Origin of the sequence: Paracidovorax cattleyae (genome assembly GCF_900104515.1) — a bacterium.
GTDB lineage: Bacteria > Pseudomonadota > Gammaproteobacteria > Burkholderiales > Burkholderiaceae_C > Paracidovorax > Paracidovorax cattleyae.
On record NZ_FNJL01000011.1, the window covers coordinates 102,856 to 118,849 of the forward strand.

The 15,994-nt window shown below is 68.4% G+C and carries 15 protein-coding genes; 9 read left to right on the forward strand and 6 right to left on the reverse strand.

Annotation, left to right across the window (positions count from 1 at the left end):
- The first annotated feature begins 175 nt into the window (after positions 1-175).
- On the forward strand, positions 176-2,353 hold the full coding sequence (locus tag BLR05_RS11150) for a TonB-dependent receptor (RefSeq protein ID WP_092834551.1): 2,178 nt from the start codon (positions 176-178) through the stop codon (positions 2,351-2,353).
- Between the two features lie 27 nt (positions 2,354-2,380).
- On the opposite strand, the gene BLR05_RS11155 is transcribed toward BLR05_RS11150, so the two are convergent.
- The gene (locus BLR05_RS11155; protein WP_225979196.1) at positions 2,381-2,803 is read right to left on the reverse strand and encodes a hypothetical protein; all 423 of its coding nucleotides are present in this window, start codon (positions 2,801-2,803) and stop codon (positions 2,381-2,383) included.
- Positions 2,787-3,359, reverse strand: coding sequence for a DUF3885 domain-containing protein (locus BLR05_RS11160; RefSeq protein ID WP_092834552.1), 573 nt, complete (start codon positions 3,357-3,359; stop codon positions 2,787-2,789). Before BLR05_RS11160 ends, BLR05_RS11155 begins: the two co-directional genes overlap by 17 nt.
- 215 nt (positions 3,360-3,574) lie before the next feature.
- On the opposite strand from BLR05_RS11160, the gene bfr reads away from it, so the two are divergent.
- Positions 3,575-4,054 (forward strand): bacterioferritin, encoded by a 480-nt coding sequence (gene bfr / locus BLR05_RS11165; RefSeq protein WP_026434451.1) that lies wholly within the window; start codon positions 3,575-3,577, stop codon positions 4,052-4,054.
- 86 nt (positions 4,055-4,140) lie between these two features.
- Here the strand turns inward: bfr and ilvD are convergent, their stop codons facing one another.
- On the reverse strand, positions 4,141-6,000 hold the full coding sequence (ilvD, locus tag BLR05_RS11170; RefSeq protein ID WP_092834553.1) for a dihydroxy-acid dehydratase: 1,860 nt from the start codon (positions 5,998-6,000) through the stop codon (positions 4,141-4,143).
- Positions 6,001-6,137: 137 nt separating this feature from the next.
- Positions 6,138-6,380: a TIGR04438 family Trp-rich protein gene (locus tag BLR05_RS11175; RefSeq protein WP_092834554.1), complete on the reverse strand. Its 243-nt coding sequence runs from the start codon at positions 6,378-6,380 to the stop codon at positions 6,138-6,140.
- 117 nt (positions 6,381-6,497) lie between these two features.
- Between BLR05_RS11175 and BLR05_RS11180 the strand changes: the two genes are divergently transcribed.
- Entirely contained in the window at positions 6,498-6,803 is a 306-nt protein-coding gene (locus tag BLR05_RS11180; RefSeq protein ID WP_011794643.1) for a c-type cytochrome, read from the forward strand.
- Between the two features lie 150 nt (positions 6,804-6,953).
- Here BLR05_RS11180 and BLR05_RS11185 read toward each other — a convergent pair whose 3' ends face one another.
- Positions 6,954-7,418 (reverse strand): Signal transduction histidine kinase, encoded by a 465-nt coding sequence (locus BLR05_RS11185; RefSeq protein WP_092834555.1) that lies wholly within the window; start codon positions 7,416-7,418, stop codon positions 6,954-6,956.
- Positions 7,419-7,562: 144 nt separating this feature from the next.
- Positions 7,563-9,557 (reverse strand): acetate--CoA ligase, encoded by a 1,995-nt coding sequence (gene acs, locus BLR05_RS11190; protein ID WP_092834556.1) that lies wholly within the window; start codon positions 9,555-9,557, stop codon positions 7,563-7,565.
- 266 nt (positions 9,558-9,823) lie between these two features.
- Between acs and BLR05_RS11195 the strand changes: the two genes are divergently transcribed.
- The 6 genes from BLR05_RS11195 to BLR05_RS11220 all read left to right on the forward strand — a co-directional run bounded on the left by BLR05_RS11195 (position 9,824) and on the right by BLR05_RS11220 (position 15,974).
- On the forward strand, positions 9,824-10,435 hold the full coding sequence (locus tag BLR05_RS11195; RefSeq protein WP_013593980.1) for a TIGR00645 family protein: 612 nt from the start codon (positions 9,824-9,826) through the stop codon (positions 10,433-10,435).
- A 496-nt stretch (positions 10,436-10,931) separates the two neighbouring features.
- A complete protein-coding gene (gene proV, locus BLR05_RS11200) occupies positions 10,932-12,206 on the forward strand; it encodes a glycine betaine/L-proline ABC transporter ATP-binding protein ProV (RefSeq protein WP_092834557.1) in 1,275 nt (424 codons plus the stop codon).
- Positions 12,203-13,561: a glycine betaine/L-proline ABC transporter permease ProW gene (gene proW, locus BLR05_RS11205; protein ID WP_092834558.1), complete on the forward strand. Its 1,359-nt coding sequence runs from the start codon at positions 12,203-12,205 to the stop codon at positions 13,559-13,561. The genes proV and proW overlap by 4 nt, the downstream gene beginning before the upstream one ends.
- 24 nt (positions 13,562-13,585) lie before the next feature.
- Positions 13,586-14,617 (forward strand): glycine betaine/L-proline ABC transporter substrate-binding protein ProX, encoded by a 1,032-nt coding sequence (proX, locus tag BLR05_RS11210; RefSeq protein WP_092834559.1) that lies wholly within the window; start codon positions 13,586-13,588, stop codon positions 14,615-14,617.
- Between the two features lie 110 nt (positions 14,618-14,727).
- The gene (locus BLR05_RS11215; protein ID WP_092834560.1) at positions 14,728-15,588 is read left to right on the forward strand and encodes a dioxygenase family protein; all 861 of its coding nucleotides are present in this window, start codon (positions 14,728-14,730) and stop codon (positions 15,586-15,588) included.
- A 77-nt stretch (positions 15,589-15,665) separates the two neighbouring features.
- Positions 15,666-15,974 carry a hypothetical protein gene (locus tag BLR05_RS11220; RefSeq protein ID WP_092834561.1) on the forward strand — a complete coding sequence of 103 codons (309 nt, stop codon included), beginning with the start codon at positions 15,666-15,668 and terminating at the stop codon, positions 15,972-15,974.
- Positions 15,975-15,994: the final 20 nt, after the last annotated feature.

Sequence of the window (15,994 nt, forward strand, 5' to 3'; positions counted from 1 at the left end):
AAATAATTGATAACAATTCTCATTTTTTTCTTCATTCATGCATCCGTTCCTGCCTGTTTCAGGCCTCACCGGACCGGGACGCAGCTGTCGCACTCCTTTCCGCCTCGCTCCGTCTCCGGACATGCCGCCGGCATGCCCAGCCCTCGCGTTCCACGCCAGCATTTCCCTGCAACACATGACCATCCAGCGCCGCCCGGCCTCCTCCCGCACCGCCTTCCATTTCACGCCCACCCCGCTCGCTCGCCTGCTGCGCCACTGCCTGGGTGCCGGGATCGCCGTCGCGGCCGTCGGTGCCGCGGCCCAGTCCACCAGCGACAGGCGGCTGGAGGAGGTGGTCGTCTCCGAACAGGCCGAAGCCATCGGCGGCCTGCAGAAAACCTATGCGGGCGGCCAGTTCGCTCGCGGCGGCAGCCTCGGGATCCTGGGCACGACCGACCTCATGGACGTTCCCTTCAGCACCACCAACTACACCTCGGAGCTGATTCAGAACCAGCAGGCGCTCAGCGTCGCGGACGTGGTGATGAACGACGCCTCGGTGCGCACGCTCACCTCGCGCGGCGGCTTCGGCGACGACTTCCAGATCCGCGGTTTCACCGTCTCCAACAGCGACATCAGCATGAACGGCCTGTTCGGCCTGGCACCCTCCACGCGCGTTCCGCTCGAGATGATCGAGCGTGTGGAAGTGCTCAAGGGCCCGGGCGCGCTGGCCAACGGCGTCGGCCCTAATGGCAGCATCGGCGGCAGCATCAATGTGGTGACCAAGCGCGCCTCCGACATTCCGCTGACCCGCGTCACCGGCACCTACATGGGCAAAGCCCAGTTCGGCACCCACGTCGACGTGGGCCGCCGCTTTGGCGAGGACAACCAGTGGGGTGTGCGCGTCAACGGCCTCGTGCGCGGCGGCGAGGGCAACATCGACGGCGGCAGGCAGAACCTCAACCTCGGCTCGATCGGCCTCGACTATGCCGGCGCCCGCACGCGCTGGTCGCTGGACGCCTTCGCCACGCGCGGCGAAACCAAGGAATTCCGGCCCCAGACCAGTTTCGCCGGCACGGCGACCGCGGTGCCGGCCGTGCCCGACGCGCGCCTCAACTTCTACCCCGGCACGAAGCTGCAGGACAACGTGAAGACCGTGATGTCGCGCCTGGAGCATGACGTTTCCGACAGCACCACGGTGTACGGCGGCATCGGCTACACCGACCTCGACTACGAGCAGACCTTCCCGAGCGGCCGCCCGAACGCCGCGGGCGCCTTCAACGTTTCGAACGCCTACTACGACCAGTACACGAAATCCAAGGCGGCGGACGCCGGCCTGCGCACCCGCTTCGCCACGGGCGACGTCAAGCACACGCTGGCCCTGGGCGTGAACTACCTCGACCAGGAAACCGGCTACTTCTACGCCACTTCGGGCAGGACGGTGCCCTCCAGCCTGTACGACCCCGCCCCCTTGCCCCCGATGACCGTGGCGCGCGGGGCGCCGGGCAAGAGCTCGGTCACGAAACAGCACAGCATCGCCATTGCCGACACGATGTCGTTCGCGAACGATCGTTTCCTCGTCACCCTGGGCCTGCGCGACCAGAGCATGGAGCAGGACAACTTCAACCCGGCGAGCGGCGCCGCCACCAGCCACTACAGGAAGAGCGCCGTCACGCCGCTCGCCGGCCTCGTGTTCAAACCCGCGAAGAACATTTCGCTCTACACCAACTACACCGCCGGCCTTACGCGCGGTGCCACGGCCGGCGTAGATACCGCCAACGCGGGCGAAACCTTCGCGCCGCAGAAATCCAGGCAGCACGAAGTGGGCGTGAAGGTGGACTGGGGCCGCCTGACCACCCAGGCCGCCATCTACCAGATCAAGCGGCCCAGTGCCTTCACCGACCCGGTCACCAACATCTACAGCTTCGGCGGCGAGCAGCGCAACCGCGGCGTGGAGCTGACGGCCTATGGCGAGGTGCAGCGCGGCCTGCGGCTGATGGCCAGCGCCGCCTTCAACGATGCGCAGCTCACGCGCACCGCGGGTGGCGTCAACCAGGGCAACGACGCCGCGGGCGTGCCCGGCCGCACCTTCAACCTCGGTCTCGACTGGGACACGCCCTGGGTGCCGGGCCTCTCTCTCAACGGCCGCGTGATCCACACCTCGTCCGTGTATGCCGACGCCGCCAACCGCCTGCGCGTCGGCAACTGGACGCGCCTGGACATCGGCGCACGCTACGCAACCAAGGTCGCGAACAAGCCCGTGGTCTTCCGCGCGAGCCTGGAAAACGCGTTCGACAAGAACTACTGGGTGGTCAGCAACTACGTGACCGTGGGCGCACCACGCACCCTGATGCTGTCGGCGGCAGTGGATTTCTGACCGGTGGGACTCCGCGGGTACGGCACCTCAGGGCGATGCCGGCCGCTGCGGCGGGCCGGAACTGCTCCGCAGCTGCTCCAGCCGCTCGCGGATCGCCGCGGGCTTGTCGCTGCTGCCATTGATGGGCCCGCAACCGCCGGGAAGTGTCGCCTCGGGTGCACGCGGAGCCGGCTGGTAGTGCAGCGTCTCGCAACCACACCGCAGGCGGGCCTTCAATGCCCGGGTGCGGGCGTCCCGGACTTCGGCCACCCAGCAGGCATCGGCGCAGCCGCAGGAGCGGTAGAGAAGCGTTTCCCGGGCATGGGGCCAGTCCAGCGGATACGGCGCGGTAGCGGCAAAGGCCTGGGCCATCCATCCGATCGTGATCGGCACGGCCGCGGCGAACGCCTCCACGGCCCTGAAGACCCTGCCGGCCACCTGCGCGCCAGCGGGATCAGAGCCGGCTCGCATGCCCGGACATCCACGTGCGGTACCGCTCTTCGAGCAGCGATGGTTCCACGGAAAAACAGAACACGTCCATGCCGCCATCGTAGGGGCAGTACAGGTTCCCGCTGCGCGGCGAAACGAATGTGATGCCCGCCAGTTCCCATTGGGCGCCCTTTCGGATCAGCACTTCGAAAAAGTCGGGCTTCCATGCGGTGGCCAGGGAGCGGACAAAATAGTAATCCCCGTTGAGCACCGGCCTCTCCACAGCAGGAAACCGGATGGCGCGGTCCCTCAGCTGGCGCCCCGCGATCTGGTGCCGGCTCCGGCCCTTCAACCTGGGCTCTCCCTGATGGCATCGGTACACATAGATCGTCTCGCCGGATGTAAACAACTCGCCCGCAACAGCCAGGTGCCGCATCAGCAGTTCTGCAAAGTCCGCCTCATCGTCCGGATACCGCCTTGACCCGGGCAGCGAATGGAAACGTGCCCACCTTGCGGCAAGGCCATCTCGCAGCAGGTGCCCGACCGGGGGAATGTGCGGAAATGCGGACAACCACCAGGAGAGCGGATCAACGATCATTTTTTGAAAAGACGGTGATTTTCGGAAAGCGACCTGTCCGATATCCCGGAACGGAGGAAAAAGGATGGCCCTCTCGATGATGCGATGAACCCCTCCAACGCGAACGATTCTGATCCCCGTACGCATGCATACTGCCGCCCCGGGGGCTTTGTGCGACAAAGCCACGCAACGGCGCGATACTCCCTGCCTCACAAGAACAAGGAAAAGAGCAAACCATGCAGGGCAATCCTCAGGTCATCGACTACTTCAAGGATCTGCTGCGCGGCGAACTGGCCGCGCGCGACCAGTACTTCATCCATTCGCGGATCTACGAGGACCAGGGCTTCGTGAAGCTCTACGAGCGCCTGAACCACGAGATGGAGGAAGAGACCCAGCACGCCGATGCGTTGCTGCGCCGCATCCTGTTCCTGGGCGGCCTGCCCGACATGCGCCCCCGCGAGTTCACGCCGGGCACCACGGTGCCGGAGATGCTGCGCAAGGATCTGGACACCGAATACGAGGTGCGCGCCGCCCTGCAGACGGGCGTGCATCTGTGCGAGGGCGTGCGCGACTACGTGAGCCGCGACATCCTTCTCGCGCAGCTCAAGGACACGGAAGAGGACCACGCCTACTGGCTGGAAAAGCAGTTGGGCCTGATAGACCGCGTGGGCCTGCAGAACTACCTGCAGTCGCAGACTGCCTCCGGCACGCCCTGATTCCGGTCGCACCCGCAACGGTCTGCCCATGAAAAGCCGCTCCGTCGCCGGTGCGGCTTTCTTTTTGCCCGCAAGACGGCGGCCGTTCAGTCGTCCAGCAGCGACAGGTCGCGCACGGCGCCCTTGTCGGCCGACATCACCAGCTTGGCATAGGCCTTGAGCGCCGCCGACACCTTGCGCGGGCGCGGCTTCGCGGGCTTCCAGCCCCTGGCATCCTGCTCGGCGCGGCGCCGGGCCAGTTCCTCGTCGGAGACCAGCACGTCGATCGTGCGGTTGGGGATGTCGATGCGGATGCGGTCGCCGTTCTGCACCAGGCCGATGGCGCCGCCAGCCGCCGCCTCGGGCGAGCAGTGGCCGATCGACAGGCCCGAGGTGCCGCCCGAGAAGCGCCCGTCGGTCAGCAGCGCGCAGGCCTTGCCCAGGCCCTTGGACTTGATGTAGCTGGTCGGGTAGAGCATTTCCTGCATGCCGGGGCCGCCCTTGGGGCCTTCGTAGCGCACGATGACGATGTCGCCGGCCTTGACCTTGTCGGCCAGGATGTTCTCCACCGCCTCGTCCTGCGACTCGGTCACGTGGGCCGAGCCCTCGAACACGTGGATGGATTCGTCCACGCCTGCCGTCTTGACCACGCAGCCGTCCAGCGCGATGTTGCCGCGCAGCACGGCGAGGCCCCCTTCCTTCGAGAAGGCATGCTCCACGGAGCGGATGCAGCCCTCGGCGCGGTCCAGGTCCAGGCTGGGCCAGCGCGTGTTCTGGCTGAAGGCCACCTGGGTCGGCACGCCGGCGGGGCCGGCCATGTAGAAGGTGCGCACCGCGTCGTCCTGCGTGCGGGTGATGTCCCACTGCGCCAGCGCGTCGCCCAGCGTGGGGGCATGCACCGTGGGTGCATCGGTGTGCAGGCGGCCCGCGCGGTCCAGCTCGCCCAGGATGGCCATGATGCCGCCGGCGCGGTGCACGTCCTCGATGTGGTACTTGTTGGTGTTGGGAGCCACCTTGCACAGCTGCGGCACCACGCGCGAGAGGCGGTCGATGTCGGCCATGGTGAAGTCGATGCCGGCTTCCCGGGCGATCGCCAGCAGGTGCAGGATGGTGTTGGTGGAACCGCCCATGGCGATGTCCAGCGTCATCGCGTTCTCGAAGGCATTGAAGCCCACCGAGCGCGGCAGCACGCGCTCGTCGTCCTGCTCGTAGTACTGGCGGGCCAGCTCCACGATGCGGCGGCCGGCGCGCTTGAAGAGCTGCTCGCGGTCGGCATGCGTGGCCACCACGGTGCCGTTGCCGGGCAGGGACAGGCCCAGCGCCTCGGTCAGGCAGTTCATGGAATTGGCGGTGAACATGCCCGAGCACGAACCGCAGGTAGGGCAGGCGGAGCGCTCCACCTCGGCCACGTCGGCGTCGGAATACTTGTCGTCGGCGGCGATCACCATCGCATCCACCAGGTCGAGCTTCTTGAACTCGATGGTCTTGGTGACGGGGTTGGCCAGGCGCGTCTTGCCCGCCTCCATGGGCCCGCCGGAGACGAACACCACCGGGATGTTCAGGCGCATGGCGGCCATCAGCATGCCGGGCGTGATCTTGTCGCAGTTGGAGATGCAGACCATGGCATCGGCGCAGTGCGCGTTCACCATGTACTCGACCGAGTCCGCGATGATGTCGCGGCTGGGGAGCGAATACAGCATGCCGTCGTGGCCCATGGCGATGCCGTCATCGACCGCGATGGTGTTGAATTCCTTGGCGACGCCGCCGGCGGCCTCGATCTCGCGGGCCACGAGCTGGCCCAGGTCCTTCAGGTGGACGTGGCCGGGCACGAACTGGGTGAACGAGTTCACCACCGCGATGATCGGCTTGCTGAAGTCTTCGTCCTTCATGCCGGTGGCGCGCCACAGGGAGCGGGCACCGGCCATGTTGCGTCCGGCGGTGGAGGTCTTGGAACGGTATGCGGGCATCGTGGATCGGGGGAAGCGGTTGGAGGGACGGTCGCCTGGCGACGCGGAATTATCCTCCAGTGCCTTCCCCCGCCGGGCGGCATGCCTATCGCGGCCCCGCGGCAGTCACGGCAGGCGCCCGGAGCCGGCCCCGGCACTCACCGGGGCTTGCGCGGCTTCACGCCCATGGCTTCCTTGTGCCGGTCGATGCGGTCCTGGCGGCGCCGGTCGATCTTCTCCATGGCGCGGCGCTTGGTATAGCCCGTGGCATCCGCCCAGACCCACCAGGCCGCGGTGACGGCGAACGGCGACAGCACCCACCACCAGCTCCACTGGGCGACCGGGCCGATCTCCAGGTACTTGAGTACGACCAGCAGGATTCCGAGGGCCAGGGTATACATGATGGTGGCAACTCCGGCAGGGAGGGCGCGGGTGGGCCGCGTAAAGCCGCCATGGCACGTCAACCCCGCCCACTACAATTTCATTGAGCCGCATACTAACCCACACGAAAGCCCCCCATGAAGCGCACGCTCCCCCTCCTCCTGCTGGCCTTCTCCGCTGCCGCGCCGGCCCTGGCCGACCAGGCCCTGGCCACGGCCAAGAACTGCATGGCCTGCCATGCCGTGGACAAGAAGCTCGTGGGCCCTTCCTACAAGGACGTGGCGGCCAAGTACGCCGGCCAGAAGGATGCCGTGGACAAGCTGGCCGCCAAGATCATGAAGGGTGGCTCGGGCGTGTGGGGACCGGTGCCCATGCCGGCCAACTCCCAGGTGAACGAGGCCGACGCGAAGAAGCTGGCGGCCTGGGTGCTGTCGCTCAAGTAACCGGTCTTCCGCGGCAGGCAGCCACGGCAGGGTGGCTGCCGGATTGCCGCCCTCCAGCCGCGCCCGCCCGGCGCGAATGAAAAAGCCGCCCGGACCGGGCGGCTTTTTTTGCTGTCGTGCGGCAGCGGGACGAACGCCCTGCCGGACAGCTCACAGCACCGGATCGCGGCGCGTGCGCAACTGGTCTTCGAGCTGGCCCACATATGCCGCCGTGGCGTTGTCGGACTCCTGCGCGCGGGCCGCGACACGCGACTCCAGCACATCGATGCGCGCCAGCAGCGCGGCCTGGCCCTGCTGGTGCTGCGATTCGAGGAAGGTCCGCAGTTCGGTGAAGCGCGAGGCTTCCGCGCGGTCGGCCAGCTCGCGCTGCGCCTGCATTTCCTTGGCATGGCGGCGCGTTTCCAGCAGCACGGAGCCCTGCAGCGACAGCACGTAGGCGATGAAGAAAACGCCCAGCAGCACGGTGAGACCCAGCATCAGCAGGCCGAGGGGCGCCTGGAACGACGTGAACCCGAGCGAAATGGCCGAGGGCGTGGCCAGGGTGCTCCAGTTGAGCGCGGCGAGCACGGCGATGGCCGCGACGATGAGCAGGATGACGATGGATCGGAAGGCCATGGTTGTTCTCCGGGGAGGGTGACGGGCGCCGCGCCGCGAGGGACGCGGCGGCGTTGGCACCCGGTTGTACCCCGGCCATGGCCGTCCCGCCGGCGCGGGGCCGGCGAAACAGATTCCGTCCTACAGGATGCGCCAGTCTCCGGATCAGTTGGCCTGGGCCAACTGATCCAGGATGGCGGGATTCTCCAGCGTACTCGTGTCCTGCGTGATGGCCTCGCCCTTGGCGATGGAGCGCAGCAGGCGGCGCATGATCTTGCCGCTGCGGGTCTTGGGCAGGTTGTCGCCGAAGCGGATGTCCTTCGGCTTGGCGATCGGGCCGATCTCCCTGGCCACCCAGTCGCGCAGTTCCTTGGCGATGGCCCTGGCCTCGTCGCCGCTGGGCCGCGGGCGCTTCAGGACCACGAAGGCGCAGATGGCCTCGCCGGTCAGGTCGTCGGGGCGGCCCACCACGGCGGCCTCGGCCACCAGGTCGGTCTTGGAGACCAGGGCGGACTCGATTTCCATCGTGCCCATGCGGTGGCCCGAGACGTTCAGCACGTCGTCGATGCGGCCGGTGATGCGGAAGTAGCCGCGGTCGGCGCTGCGCACCGCGCCATCGCCAGCGAGGTAATAGCCCTTGAGCTCTTCGGGGAAGTAGCTCTTCTTGAAGCGCTCCGGGTCGTTCCAGATGGTGCGGATCATGCTGGGCCAGGGGCGCTTGATGACCAGGATCCCGCCCGTGCCGTTGGGAATGTCGTTGCCGGATTCATCGACGATGGCGGCGGTGATGCCGGGCAGCGGCAGCGTGCATGATCCCGGCACCAGCGGCGTGGCGCCCGGCAGCGGGGTGATGACGTGGCCGCCGGTCTCGGTCTGCCAGAAGGTATCCACGATGGGGCAGCGCTCGCCGCCCACGTTCTTGTGGTACCACATCCAGGCCTCGGGGTTGATGGGCTCGCCCACGCTGCCCAGGATGCGCAGGCTGGACAGATCGGAACTGGACGGGTGCACCGCCTTGTCGGCCTCGGCCGCCTTGATGAGCGAGCGGATGGCCGTGGGCGCGGTGTAGAAGATCGACACCTTGTGGCGCTCGATCATCTGCCAGAAGCGGCCGGCGTTCGGGTAAGTGGGCACGCCCTCGAACACCACCTGCGTGGCGCCGGCGGCGAGCGGGCCATAGGCCACGTAGGTGTGGCCGGTGATCCAGCCGATGTCGGCCGTGCACCAGAACACGTCCTCGGGCTTGAGGTCGAAGGTCCAGTCCATCGTCAGCCTGGCCCACAGCAGGTAGCCGCCGGTGGAATGCTGCACGCCCTTGGGCTTGCCGGTCGAACCGCTGGTGTAGAGGATGAAGAGCGGGTGCTCCGCACCCACGGGCACGGGAGCGCACTCGGCACTCCGGCCGGCCAGCGCTTCATCGAAGGTCTTGTCGCGGCCCGCCACCATGTTGCAGGCCGTGGCGGTGCGCTGGAAGACGAGGATGCTGCGGATCGATTCGCAGCCGCCCATGGCGATGCCTTCGTCGACGATGGCCTTGAGCGGCAGTTCCTTGCCGCCGCGCATCTGGTAGTTGGAGGTGATCACGGCCACCGCGCCCGCATCGATGATGCGCTCCTGCAGCGCCTTGGCCGAGAAGCCGCCGAACACCACGCTGTGCGTGGCGCCGATGCGCGCGCAGGCCTGCATGGCGACCACGCCTTCGATGGTCATGGGCATGTAGATCAGCACGCGGTCGCCCTTCTTCACGCCCTCGGCCTGCAGGGCGTTGGCGAAACGGCCCACGCGCTCCAGCAGTTCCCTGTAGGTGACCTTCGTCACGGCACCGTCGTCGGCTTCGAAGATGATGGCTGTCTTGTTCTCGACCGGCGTGCCGATGTGGCGGTCCAGGCAGTTGGCGCTGGCGTTCAGCTCGCCATCGGCGAACCACTGGAAGAACGGGGCGTTGGACTCGTCCAGCGTGCGGGTGAAGGGCCGGGTCCACTGCACATTCTCGCGTGCCAGGCGCGCCCAGAAGCCTTCGAAATCGCGCTCCGCCTCGGCCCACAGGGCCTCGTAGCCCGCCATGCCGGAGATGCGGGCACCCTTCTCGCAGGCGGCGGGCGGGGGAAAGACGCGGTTTTCCACCAGCACGGATTCGATCGTGGACGATGACGCACTCATTTGCTTTGTCTCCTGGGAGTCGTTGGAACAGGTTTTCGCCGGTACTTTCAGGGGGCCCACTTACATGCCACTGACGCACGCCCGCATGCGGCCGCAGCCCGCCGACGGCCCGGCCCACATGCTACTCCCGGCGCGGCGCCGCGGCCGGCTCTTCCGGGCCTCCGGACGAGGCAGCAGCCCCACGGACCGCCGGCCCGACGGCAGGCCCTAGAATCCCGCCGCGACCCTCCCGCTGCCCGGTTTCCACCATCCTCTTCCCCACCGATATGGCCTTCCCCCAAGACTCCGCCCCGCGCCCGCAGGGCCCTGCCCTGAGCCCGCTCGCCTCGCTCATCTTCGCGAGCCGGTGGCTGCAGCTGCCCCTGTACCTGGGGCTCATCGTCGCCCAGGGCGTGTACGTATGGCACTTCCTGGTGGAGCTCTGGCACCTCGTGGAGGCCGCCTTCGGCCACCAGCCGGCGCTGCAGGCGCTGGTCACGAGCATCGGCTACAAGCCGGGCGTAGAGGTCGTCGCGCTCAACGAGACCGTGATCATGCTGGTGGTGCTGGCGCTCATCGACGTGGTGATGATCTCGAACCTGCTCATCATGGTGATCGTGGGCGGCTACGAGACCTTCGTGAGCCGGCTCAACCTGCACACCCATCCCGACCAGCCGGAATGGCTGGGCCACGTCAACGCGTCGGTGCTGAAGGTGAAGCTGGGCCTGTCCATCATCGGCATCAGCTCCATCCACCTGCTCAAGACCTTCATCAACGCGGCCAACTACGACACCAAGGTGCTCATGTGGCAGACGATCATCCACGTGGCCTTCCTGGCCAGCGCGATCGCCATCGCCTATACCGATCGCCTGCTGCACGTGTCGCACGAGAAGCATTGAAGCCCCGCGCGTAACACATCCGTAAAAACCGGTGTTTTGACTCAAAAACACCGAATGCTTACAATTTGTGGGTGTTTTACCACCTGCAGTGCAGGTAATCCGGCCCCATCCTCCCATTGCGGAGTGCAGCAGGGCCCGGATCATTGAGTCGGCGCCGCCGCAGCCTCGCCTGCGGCCCGCCGGCACCACGGCCGGTTCCCGGCCCTGATGCCCCACGGGGCACCGGTGGAGTCCTCGCAGCCCCGACCTCTCCGCCGCGCGCCCCTCGCCCTTGCGCACCGTTCCAGCGTGCCATGCGGGCCAAACTCCGGGCCGGTCCACCGAGCCCACCCCCTTTCCGGCAACGCCGGCGCATGCTTTTTTCGCGGCGCCGCGCGCAGCCGCCGCATCATGTTGCAGCCGATCGACCGGCCCCGTGCCCGGAAGGCGTTCCTGCGCCCAGGATCGCCACCGGGCGTGTTCGTTCAACCCGTTCAACCGAGGGAGGACCCACGACGTGGCCAAGCAAATCACCATCGACCATGTGTTCAAGGTATTCGGCGACGCGCCCGATACCGCGCTCGAACTCGTGCGCCAGGGCTGCAGCAAGCAGGAGATCCTGGAGCGCACCGGCCAATCCATCGGCGTCTTCGACGCCACCTTCACCATCGAGGCCGGCGAGATCTTCGTCGTCATGGGTCTGTCGGGTTCCGGCAAATCGACCCTGGTGCGCATGCTCAACCGCCTTATCGAGCCCGCCGCGGGCCGCATCCTGGTCGAAGGCTCCGACATCAACGTATTGCCGGACCGCGCACTGCGCGCGCTGCGCCGCAAGGACATCAGCATGGTGTTCCAGTCGTTCGCCCTGATGCCCCACATGACGGTGCTCGACAACACCGCGTTCGGCCTCGAGCTGGCCGGCGTGGCCCGGGCGGAGCGCGAGCGCCAGGCCGCCGCCGCGCTCGACCAGGTGGGGCTGGCCGCCTGGGCCCACAGCTATCCGGAGGAACTTTCCGGCGGCATGCAGCAGCGCGTGGGCCTGGCCCGCGCGCTGGCGTCGGACCCGTCCATCCTGCTGATGGACGAGGCCTTCTCGGCGCTCGACCCCATCATCCGCACCGAGATGCAGAGCAAGCTGCTGCGGCTGCAGCAGATCCGCCGCCGCACCATCGTCTTCATTTCGCACGATCTCGACGAGGCCATGCGCATCGGCGACCGCATCGCCATCATGAAGGACGGCCACGTGGTGCAGGTCGGCACGCCCGACGAGATCCTGCGCAACCCCGCCAACGACTACGTGCGCAATTTCGTGCGCGGCGTGGACGCGGCCGCCGTGTTCAAGGCGGGCGACATCGCGCGCAAACGGCTCACCGTGGTGCGCGAGCACACCGACCGGGGCTGCCGCCCGGCGCTGCAGCTCATCGAAGGGCATGACGACAACTTCGCCTATGTGGTCACGCCCGCGCAGCGGTACCTGGGCACCGTCTCCGCCGATTCGCTGCGCGCCGCGCTGCAGGGCCACTCGGGTCCGCTGGGGCTGCAGCATGCCTTCATCCCGGAGGTGGGCACGATCCCCGCCGATGCGCCCGTGGCCGACCTGTTCGGCCAGGTCGCGCAGGCCCCCTGCGCCCTGCCGGTGGTGGAACCCGAAGGCCGGTTCCGGGGCGTGGTCAGCAAGACCACGCTGCTGCGCTTCCTGGACCGCGATACCCCGCCCGTGCCGCCGACGGCACCGTCCCCCGGGCTCGCGACCCACCCCGCCGCATCCGAACCCGCAAGGAGCCACGCATGAACGCCACCCCGACGCTTCCTTCTTCCACCTCCACGGGCAAAGACGCCCTGCAGGCCACCCAGGTGGCCCAGGCCCATCCCGCCCCGGCACCCGACACCAACCCCTGGGCGGCCGCGGGCGACGGCCCCGCCGCCGTGGCTCCGTTCAACGCGCCGGTGGACTCCGCCACCGGCACGCCCCCCGCCACACCCGATGCGGACCCCTGGGCCGCCTCGTCGGCCACCGGGCCCGATGCCGGCGGCGCGGACTGGCTGAACGCCGCGCCCGACGCGGCCACCGGCAGCGGCACGCTGCCCCACGACGCCCTGGGCGGCGCGGGCGATCCGTCGCAGGCGGCGGGCGGTCTGCACCTGTCCCAGCTCTGGGATGGTTCGCTTCCGGTGGAACACGGGATCAACCAGGGCCTCACCTGGACGGTGGAGCACTTCCGGCCGGCGTTCCAGACCGTGCGCGCTCCCGTGGACGCCACGCTCGCCGGCGTGCAGTCGGTGCTCACCGGCCTGCCCACGCTGGGCATGGTCGCCGTCGTGGGCCTGCTGGCATGGCAGTTCGCGGGACGTGCGCTGGCCCTCGGCGCCGTGGTATCGCTGCTGCTGGTGGCGATGCTCGGCATCTGGCAGGAGGCGATGGTGACGCTGTCGCTGGTGCTCACCTCGCTGGCGTTCTGCCTGGTGCTGGGCCTGCCGCTGGGCATCCTGCTGGCCAGCAGCGACCGGGCACAGCGCCTGCTGCGCCCGGCGCTCGATGCCATGCAGACCACACCGGCCTTCGTGTACCTCGTGCCGGTGGTGATGCTCTTCGGCATCGGCAACGTGCCGGGGGTGGTGGTGACCATCGTGTTCGCGCTGCCGCCGCTGGTGCGCCTCACCAACCTGGGACTGCGGCAGGTGCGCCCCGACCTGGTGGAAGCCGCCCGCGCCTACGGCGCCTCGCCGCTGCAGATGCTCTGGAAGGTGCAACTGCCGCTGGCCATGCCGTCGATCATGGCCGGCATCAACCAGGCCCTGATGCTGTCGCTCTCGATGGTGGTGATCGCCTCGATGATCGCGGTGGGCGGCCTGGGCCAGATGGTACTGCGCGGCATCGGCCGGCTGGACATGGGCCTGGCCACCGTGGGCGGCCTGGGCATCGTGCTGCTCGCGATCACGCTGGACCGCCTGACGCAGGCGGTGGGCCAGCCGCGCCGCGGTGCACGCCACTGGTGGCAGACGGGCCCCGCAGGCCTGGCGGTGGCCGCCGTCGCCGCGCTACGCCCGGCCAACGCGCAGCCCGCCCGCGGCCGCACCGCTGCCGCGGAGCCCCCTCCAGCCCTGTCCGCCGCGGAAGAGCCCGCTCTGGCAGGCGCCGCCCGCTGAACCCCATCCAGGAACCATCCACCCATGCACATTGCCATCCATCGCTCCTTTCCCACCGCGGCGGGCATGCCGGCCCTGGCCCGCGCCGCTGCCCTGGCGCTGGCCGTGCTGCCGGCCGGCGCGCAGTCCCTGCCCGGCAAGGGCATCCCCGTGCAGCCGCTGCAAAGCTCCAATGCCGAGGAAAACTTTCAGACCCTGCTGGTGTCCCGCGCGCTGCAGAAGCTCGGCTACGAGGTGCAGCCCATCAGGGAGATCGAGTACGCCACGGCCCATCTCGCGGTCGCCAACGGCGACGCCACCTTCATCGCCGACCACTGGGATCCGCTGCATGCCGGCTTCTACAGGAACGCCGGCGGCGACGCGAAGCTCTGGCGCAAGGGGGCCTACTCGCCCAACGCGGTGCAGGGCTACCTGATCGACCGCAAGACGGCGGAGCAGTACAAGATCACCCACATCGACCAGCTCAAGGATCCGAAGCTCGCGAAGCTGTTCGACGCCAACGGCGACGGGCGCGCCGACCTCACGGGCTGCAATCCGGGCTGGGGCTGCGAAGCGGTCATCGAGCACCAGCTCAAGGACTTCGGCCTGTCGGGCACGGTCACGCACGTGCAGGGCAGCTACGCGGCGCTGATGGCCGACACCATCGCGCGCTACAAGCAGGGCAAGCCAGTCCTCTACTACACCTGGACGCCTTACTGGGTGAGCGGCGTCCTGCGCCCCGGCCGGGACGTGGTATGGCTGCAGGTACCCCGCTCCTCGCTTCCGGGCGAGCAGGCCGGCATCGACACGAAGCTGCCGGACGGCAAGAACTACGGCTTCGTGCCGAACATGCAGAAGATCGTGGCCAACAAGGCCTTCACCGGGAAGAACCCGGCAGCGGCGAAGCTCTTCGAAGTGATGCAGCTGCCGGTGGCCGACATCAACGCGCAGAACCTCGCGATGCAGCAGGGCCAGAACCGGCAGGCCGACATCGAGCGCCACGTGGACGGCTGGATCCGGGCGCACCAGAAGACCTTCGACGGCTGGATCGCCCAGGCAACGGCCGCCGGGCACTGACCTGGGGCGTCTCCGCCAGCGCCGGGGCCGTGGCATGCGGCCCGGATGCCATTTTTCCTCCCGGATTCGCCCGCACAGTGCGGGCCATTCCACAACGAAGGAGGAAAACCATGACACGACCCCTGACACGCTATGTCGCAGCCCCCGCGGACGCCGCGATCGCCCGGCGGCGCATCGCCCTCGGTACGCTGGGATCGTTCGGAGCCCTGGGACTCGCCGGCCTGCTGGGCTGCGGAGGAGGATCGGACGGCAGCTCCGGCACCATGGACTCCGGAGGGGGAACGGATACGTCGGGCGGTTCGGGCACCGGGACGGGCACATCGCAGACCTGCTCCGTCGTGCCCGAGGAAACGGCGGGCCCCTACCCCGCGGACGGCTCCAGCGCCAGCAATGCGAGCTACAACGTGCTGGCCCTGAGCGGCATCGTGCGGGAAGACATCCGCAAGAGCATCGGCGCCTCCGGCAACGTGGACGGTGTTCCGCTATCGATCTCCATCACCCTCACCGGCACGCGCTCGGGTTGCGCCGCGCTGGCAGGCTATGCGGTGTACCTGTGGCACTGTTCCCAGGAAGGCAACTATTCGGTCTATACGGAGCGCAGCATCGCCGCGAACTACCTGCGGGGCGTGCAGGTGACGGATGCCGCCGGCACGGTGACCTTCACCACGGTGGTGCCCGGATGCTACGCGGGTCGCATGCCCCACATGCACCTGGAGATCTACCCCAGCCTGGCCCTCGCGACCACGGCGTCCAACAGCGTCAAGACCACGCAGCTCGCGTTTCCCACCGATACCCTCGCCGCCATCTACGCGGCCCAACCGGGCTACAGCGCCAGCGTGCGGAACCTGGCCTCCATGAGCTTCGCCACGGACAACGTCTTCAGCGACGGCACCGAACTGCAGATGACCACGATGGCCAGCGACGGCAGCGGTGGCTACACCGCCACCGCCGCGATTTCCATCGCGGCCTGAGCCTTTCGCCCGCGGGGCGAAAGCCCTGCGACTTCCGCGCGCTTGCCGCGCCCTCCTCCGGCACCTGCCGCCACACCATGACCACCACCACTCCGGCGCCTTTCGGCCTGCCACGCACTCTTTCCTGGGCAGCCACGGCCCTAGCGGCCCTCCTGTTCGCCGGACCCGCTGCAGCTCAGCAGCCTCCGCACGACGGACGCGAACCGCCGCCTCCCCCGCCCGAAGCCTACGCGGCCTGCAAGGACCAGGCCGAGGGGGCCTCCGTCACCCTGTCGATGCCCGATGGCCGCAAGCTGCAGGGGACATGCCGCACAATGAACGGCACCCTGGTGGCCATGCCCGCCGGCGGCCCGCCGGGCGCCGGAGGCCCGCCGCCTGCCCGTTGATCCCCACCCGTTGATCCGCC

Bases quoted from the DNA above. Each gene is read 5' to 3' on its own strand.
- BLR05_RS11150 (WP_092834551.1), top strand. From the start codon at position 176: ATGACCATCCAGCGCCGCCCGGCCTCCTCCCGCACCGCCTTCCATTTC.
- BLR05_RS11155 (WP_225979196.1), bottom strand. From the start codon at position 2,803: ATGCGAGCCGGCTCTGATCCCGCTGGCGCGCAGGTGGCCGGCAGGGTC.
- BLR05_RS11160 (WP_092834552.1), bottom strand. From the start codon at position 3,359: ATGATCGTTGATCCGCTCTCCTGGTGGTTGTCCGCATTTCCGCACATT.
- bfr (WP_026434451.1), top strand. From the start codon at position 3,575: ATGCAGGGCAATCCTCAGGTCATCGACTACTTCAAGGATCTGCTGCGC.
- ilvD (WP_092834553.1), bottom strand. From the start codon at position 6,000: ATGCCCGCATACCGTTCCAAGACCTCCACCGCCGGACGCAACATGGCC.
- BLR05_RS11175 (WP_092834554.1), bottom strand. From the start codon at position 6,380: ATGTATACCCTGGCCCTCGGAATCCTGCTGGTCGTACTCAAGTACCTG.
- BLR05_RS11180 (WP_011794643.1), top strand. From the start codon at position 6,498: ATGAAGCGCACGCTCCCCCTCCTCCTGCTGGCCTTCTCCGCTGCCGCG.
- BLR05_RS11185 (WP_092834555.1), bottom strand. From the start codon at position 7,418: ATGGCCTTCCGATCCATCGTCATCCTGCTCATCGTCGCGGCCATCGCC.
- acs (WP_092834556.1), bottom strand. From the start codon at position 9,557: ATGAGTGCGTCATCGTCCACGATCGAATCCGTGCTGGTGGAAAACCGC.
- BLR05_RS11195 (WP_013593980.1), top strand. From the start codon at position 9,824: ATGGCCTTCCCCCAAGACTCCGCCCCGCGCCCGCAGGGCCCTGCCCTG.
- proW (WP_092834558.1), top strand. From the start codon at position 12,203: ATGAACGCCACCCCGACGCTTCCTTCTTCCACCTCCACGGGCAAAGAC.
- proX (WP_092834559.1), top strand. From the start codon at position 13,586: ATGCACATTGCCATCCATCGCTCCTTTCCCACCGCGGCGGGCATGCCG.
- BLR05_RS11215 (WP_092834560.1), top strand. From the start codon at position 14,728: ATGACACGACCCCTGACACGCTATGTCGCAGCCCCCGCGGACGCCGCG.
- BLR05_RS11220 (WP_092834561.1), top strand. From the start codon at position 15,666: ATGACCACCACCACTCCGGCGCCTTTCGGCCTGCCACGCACTCTTTCC.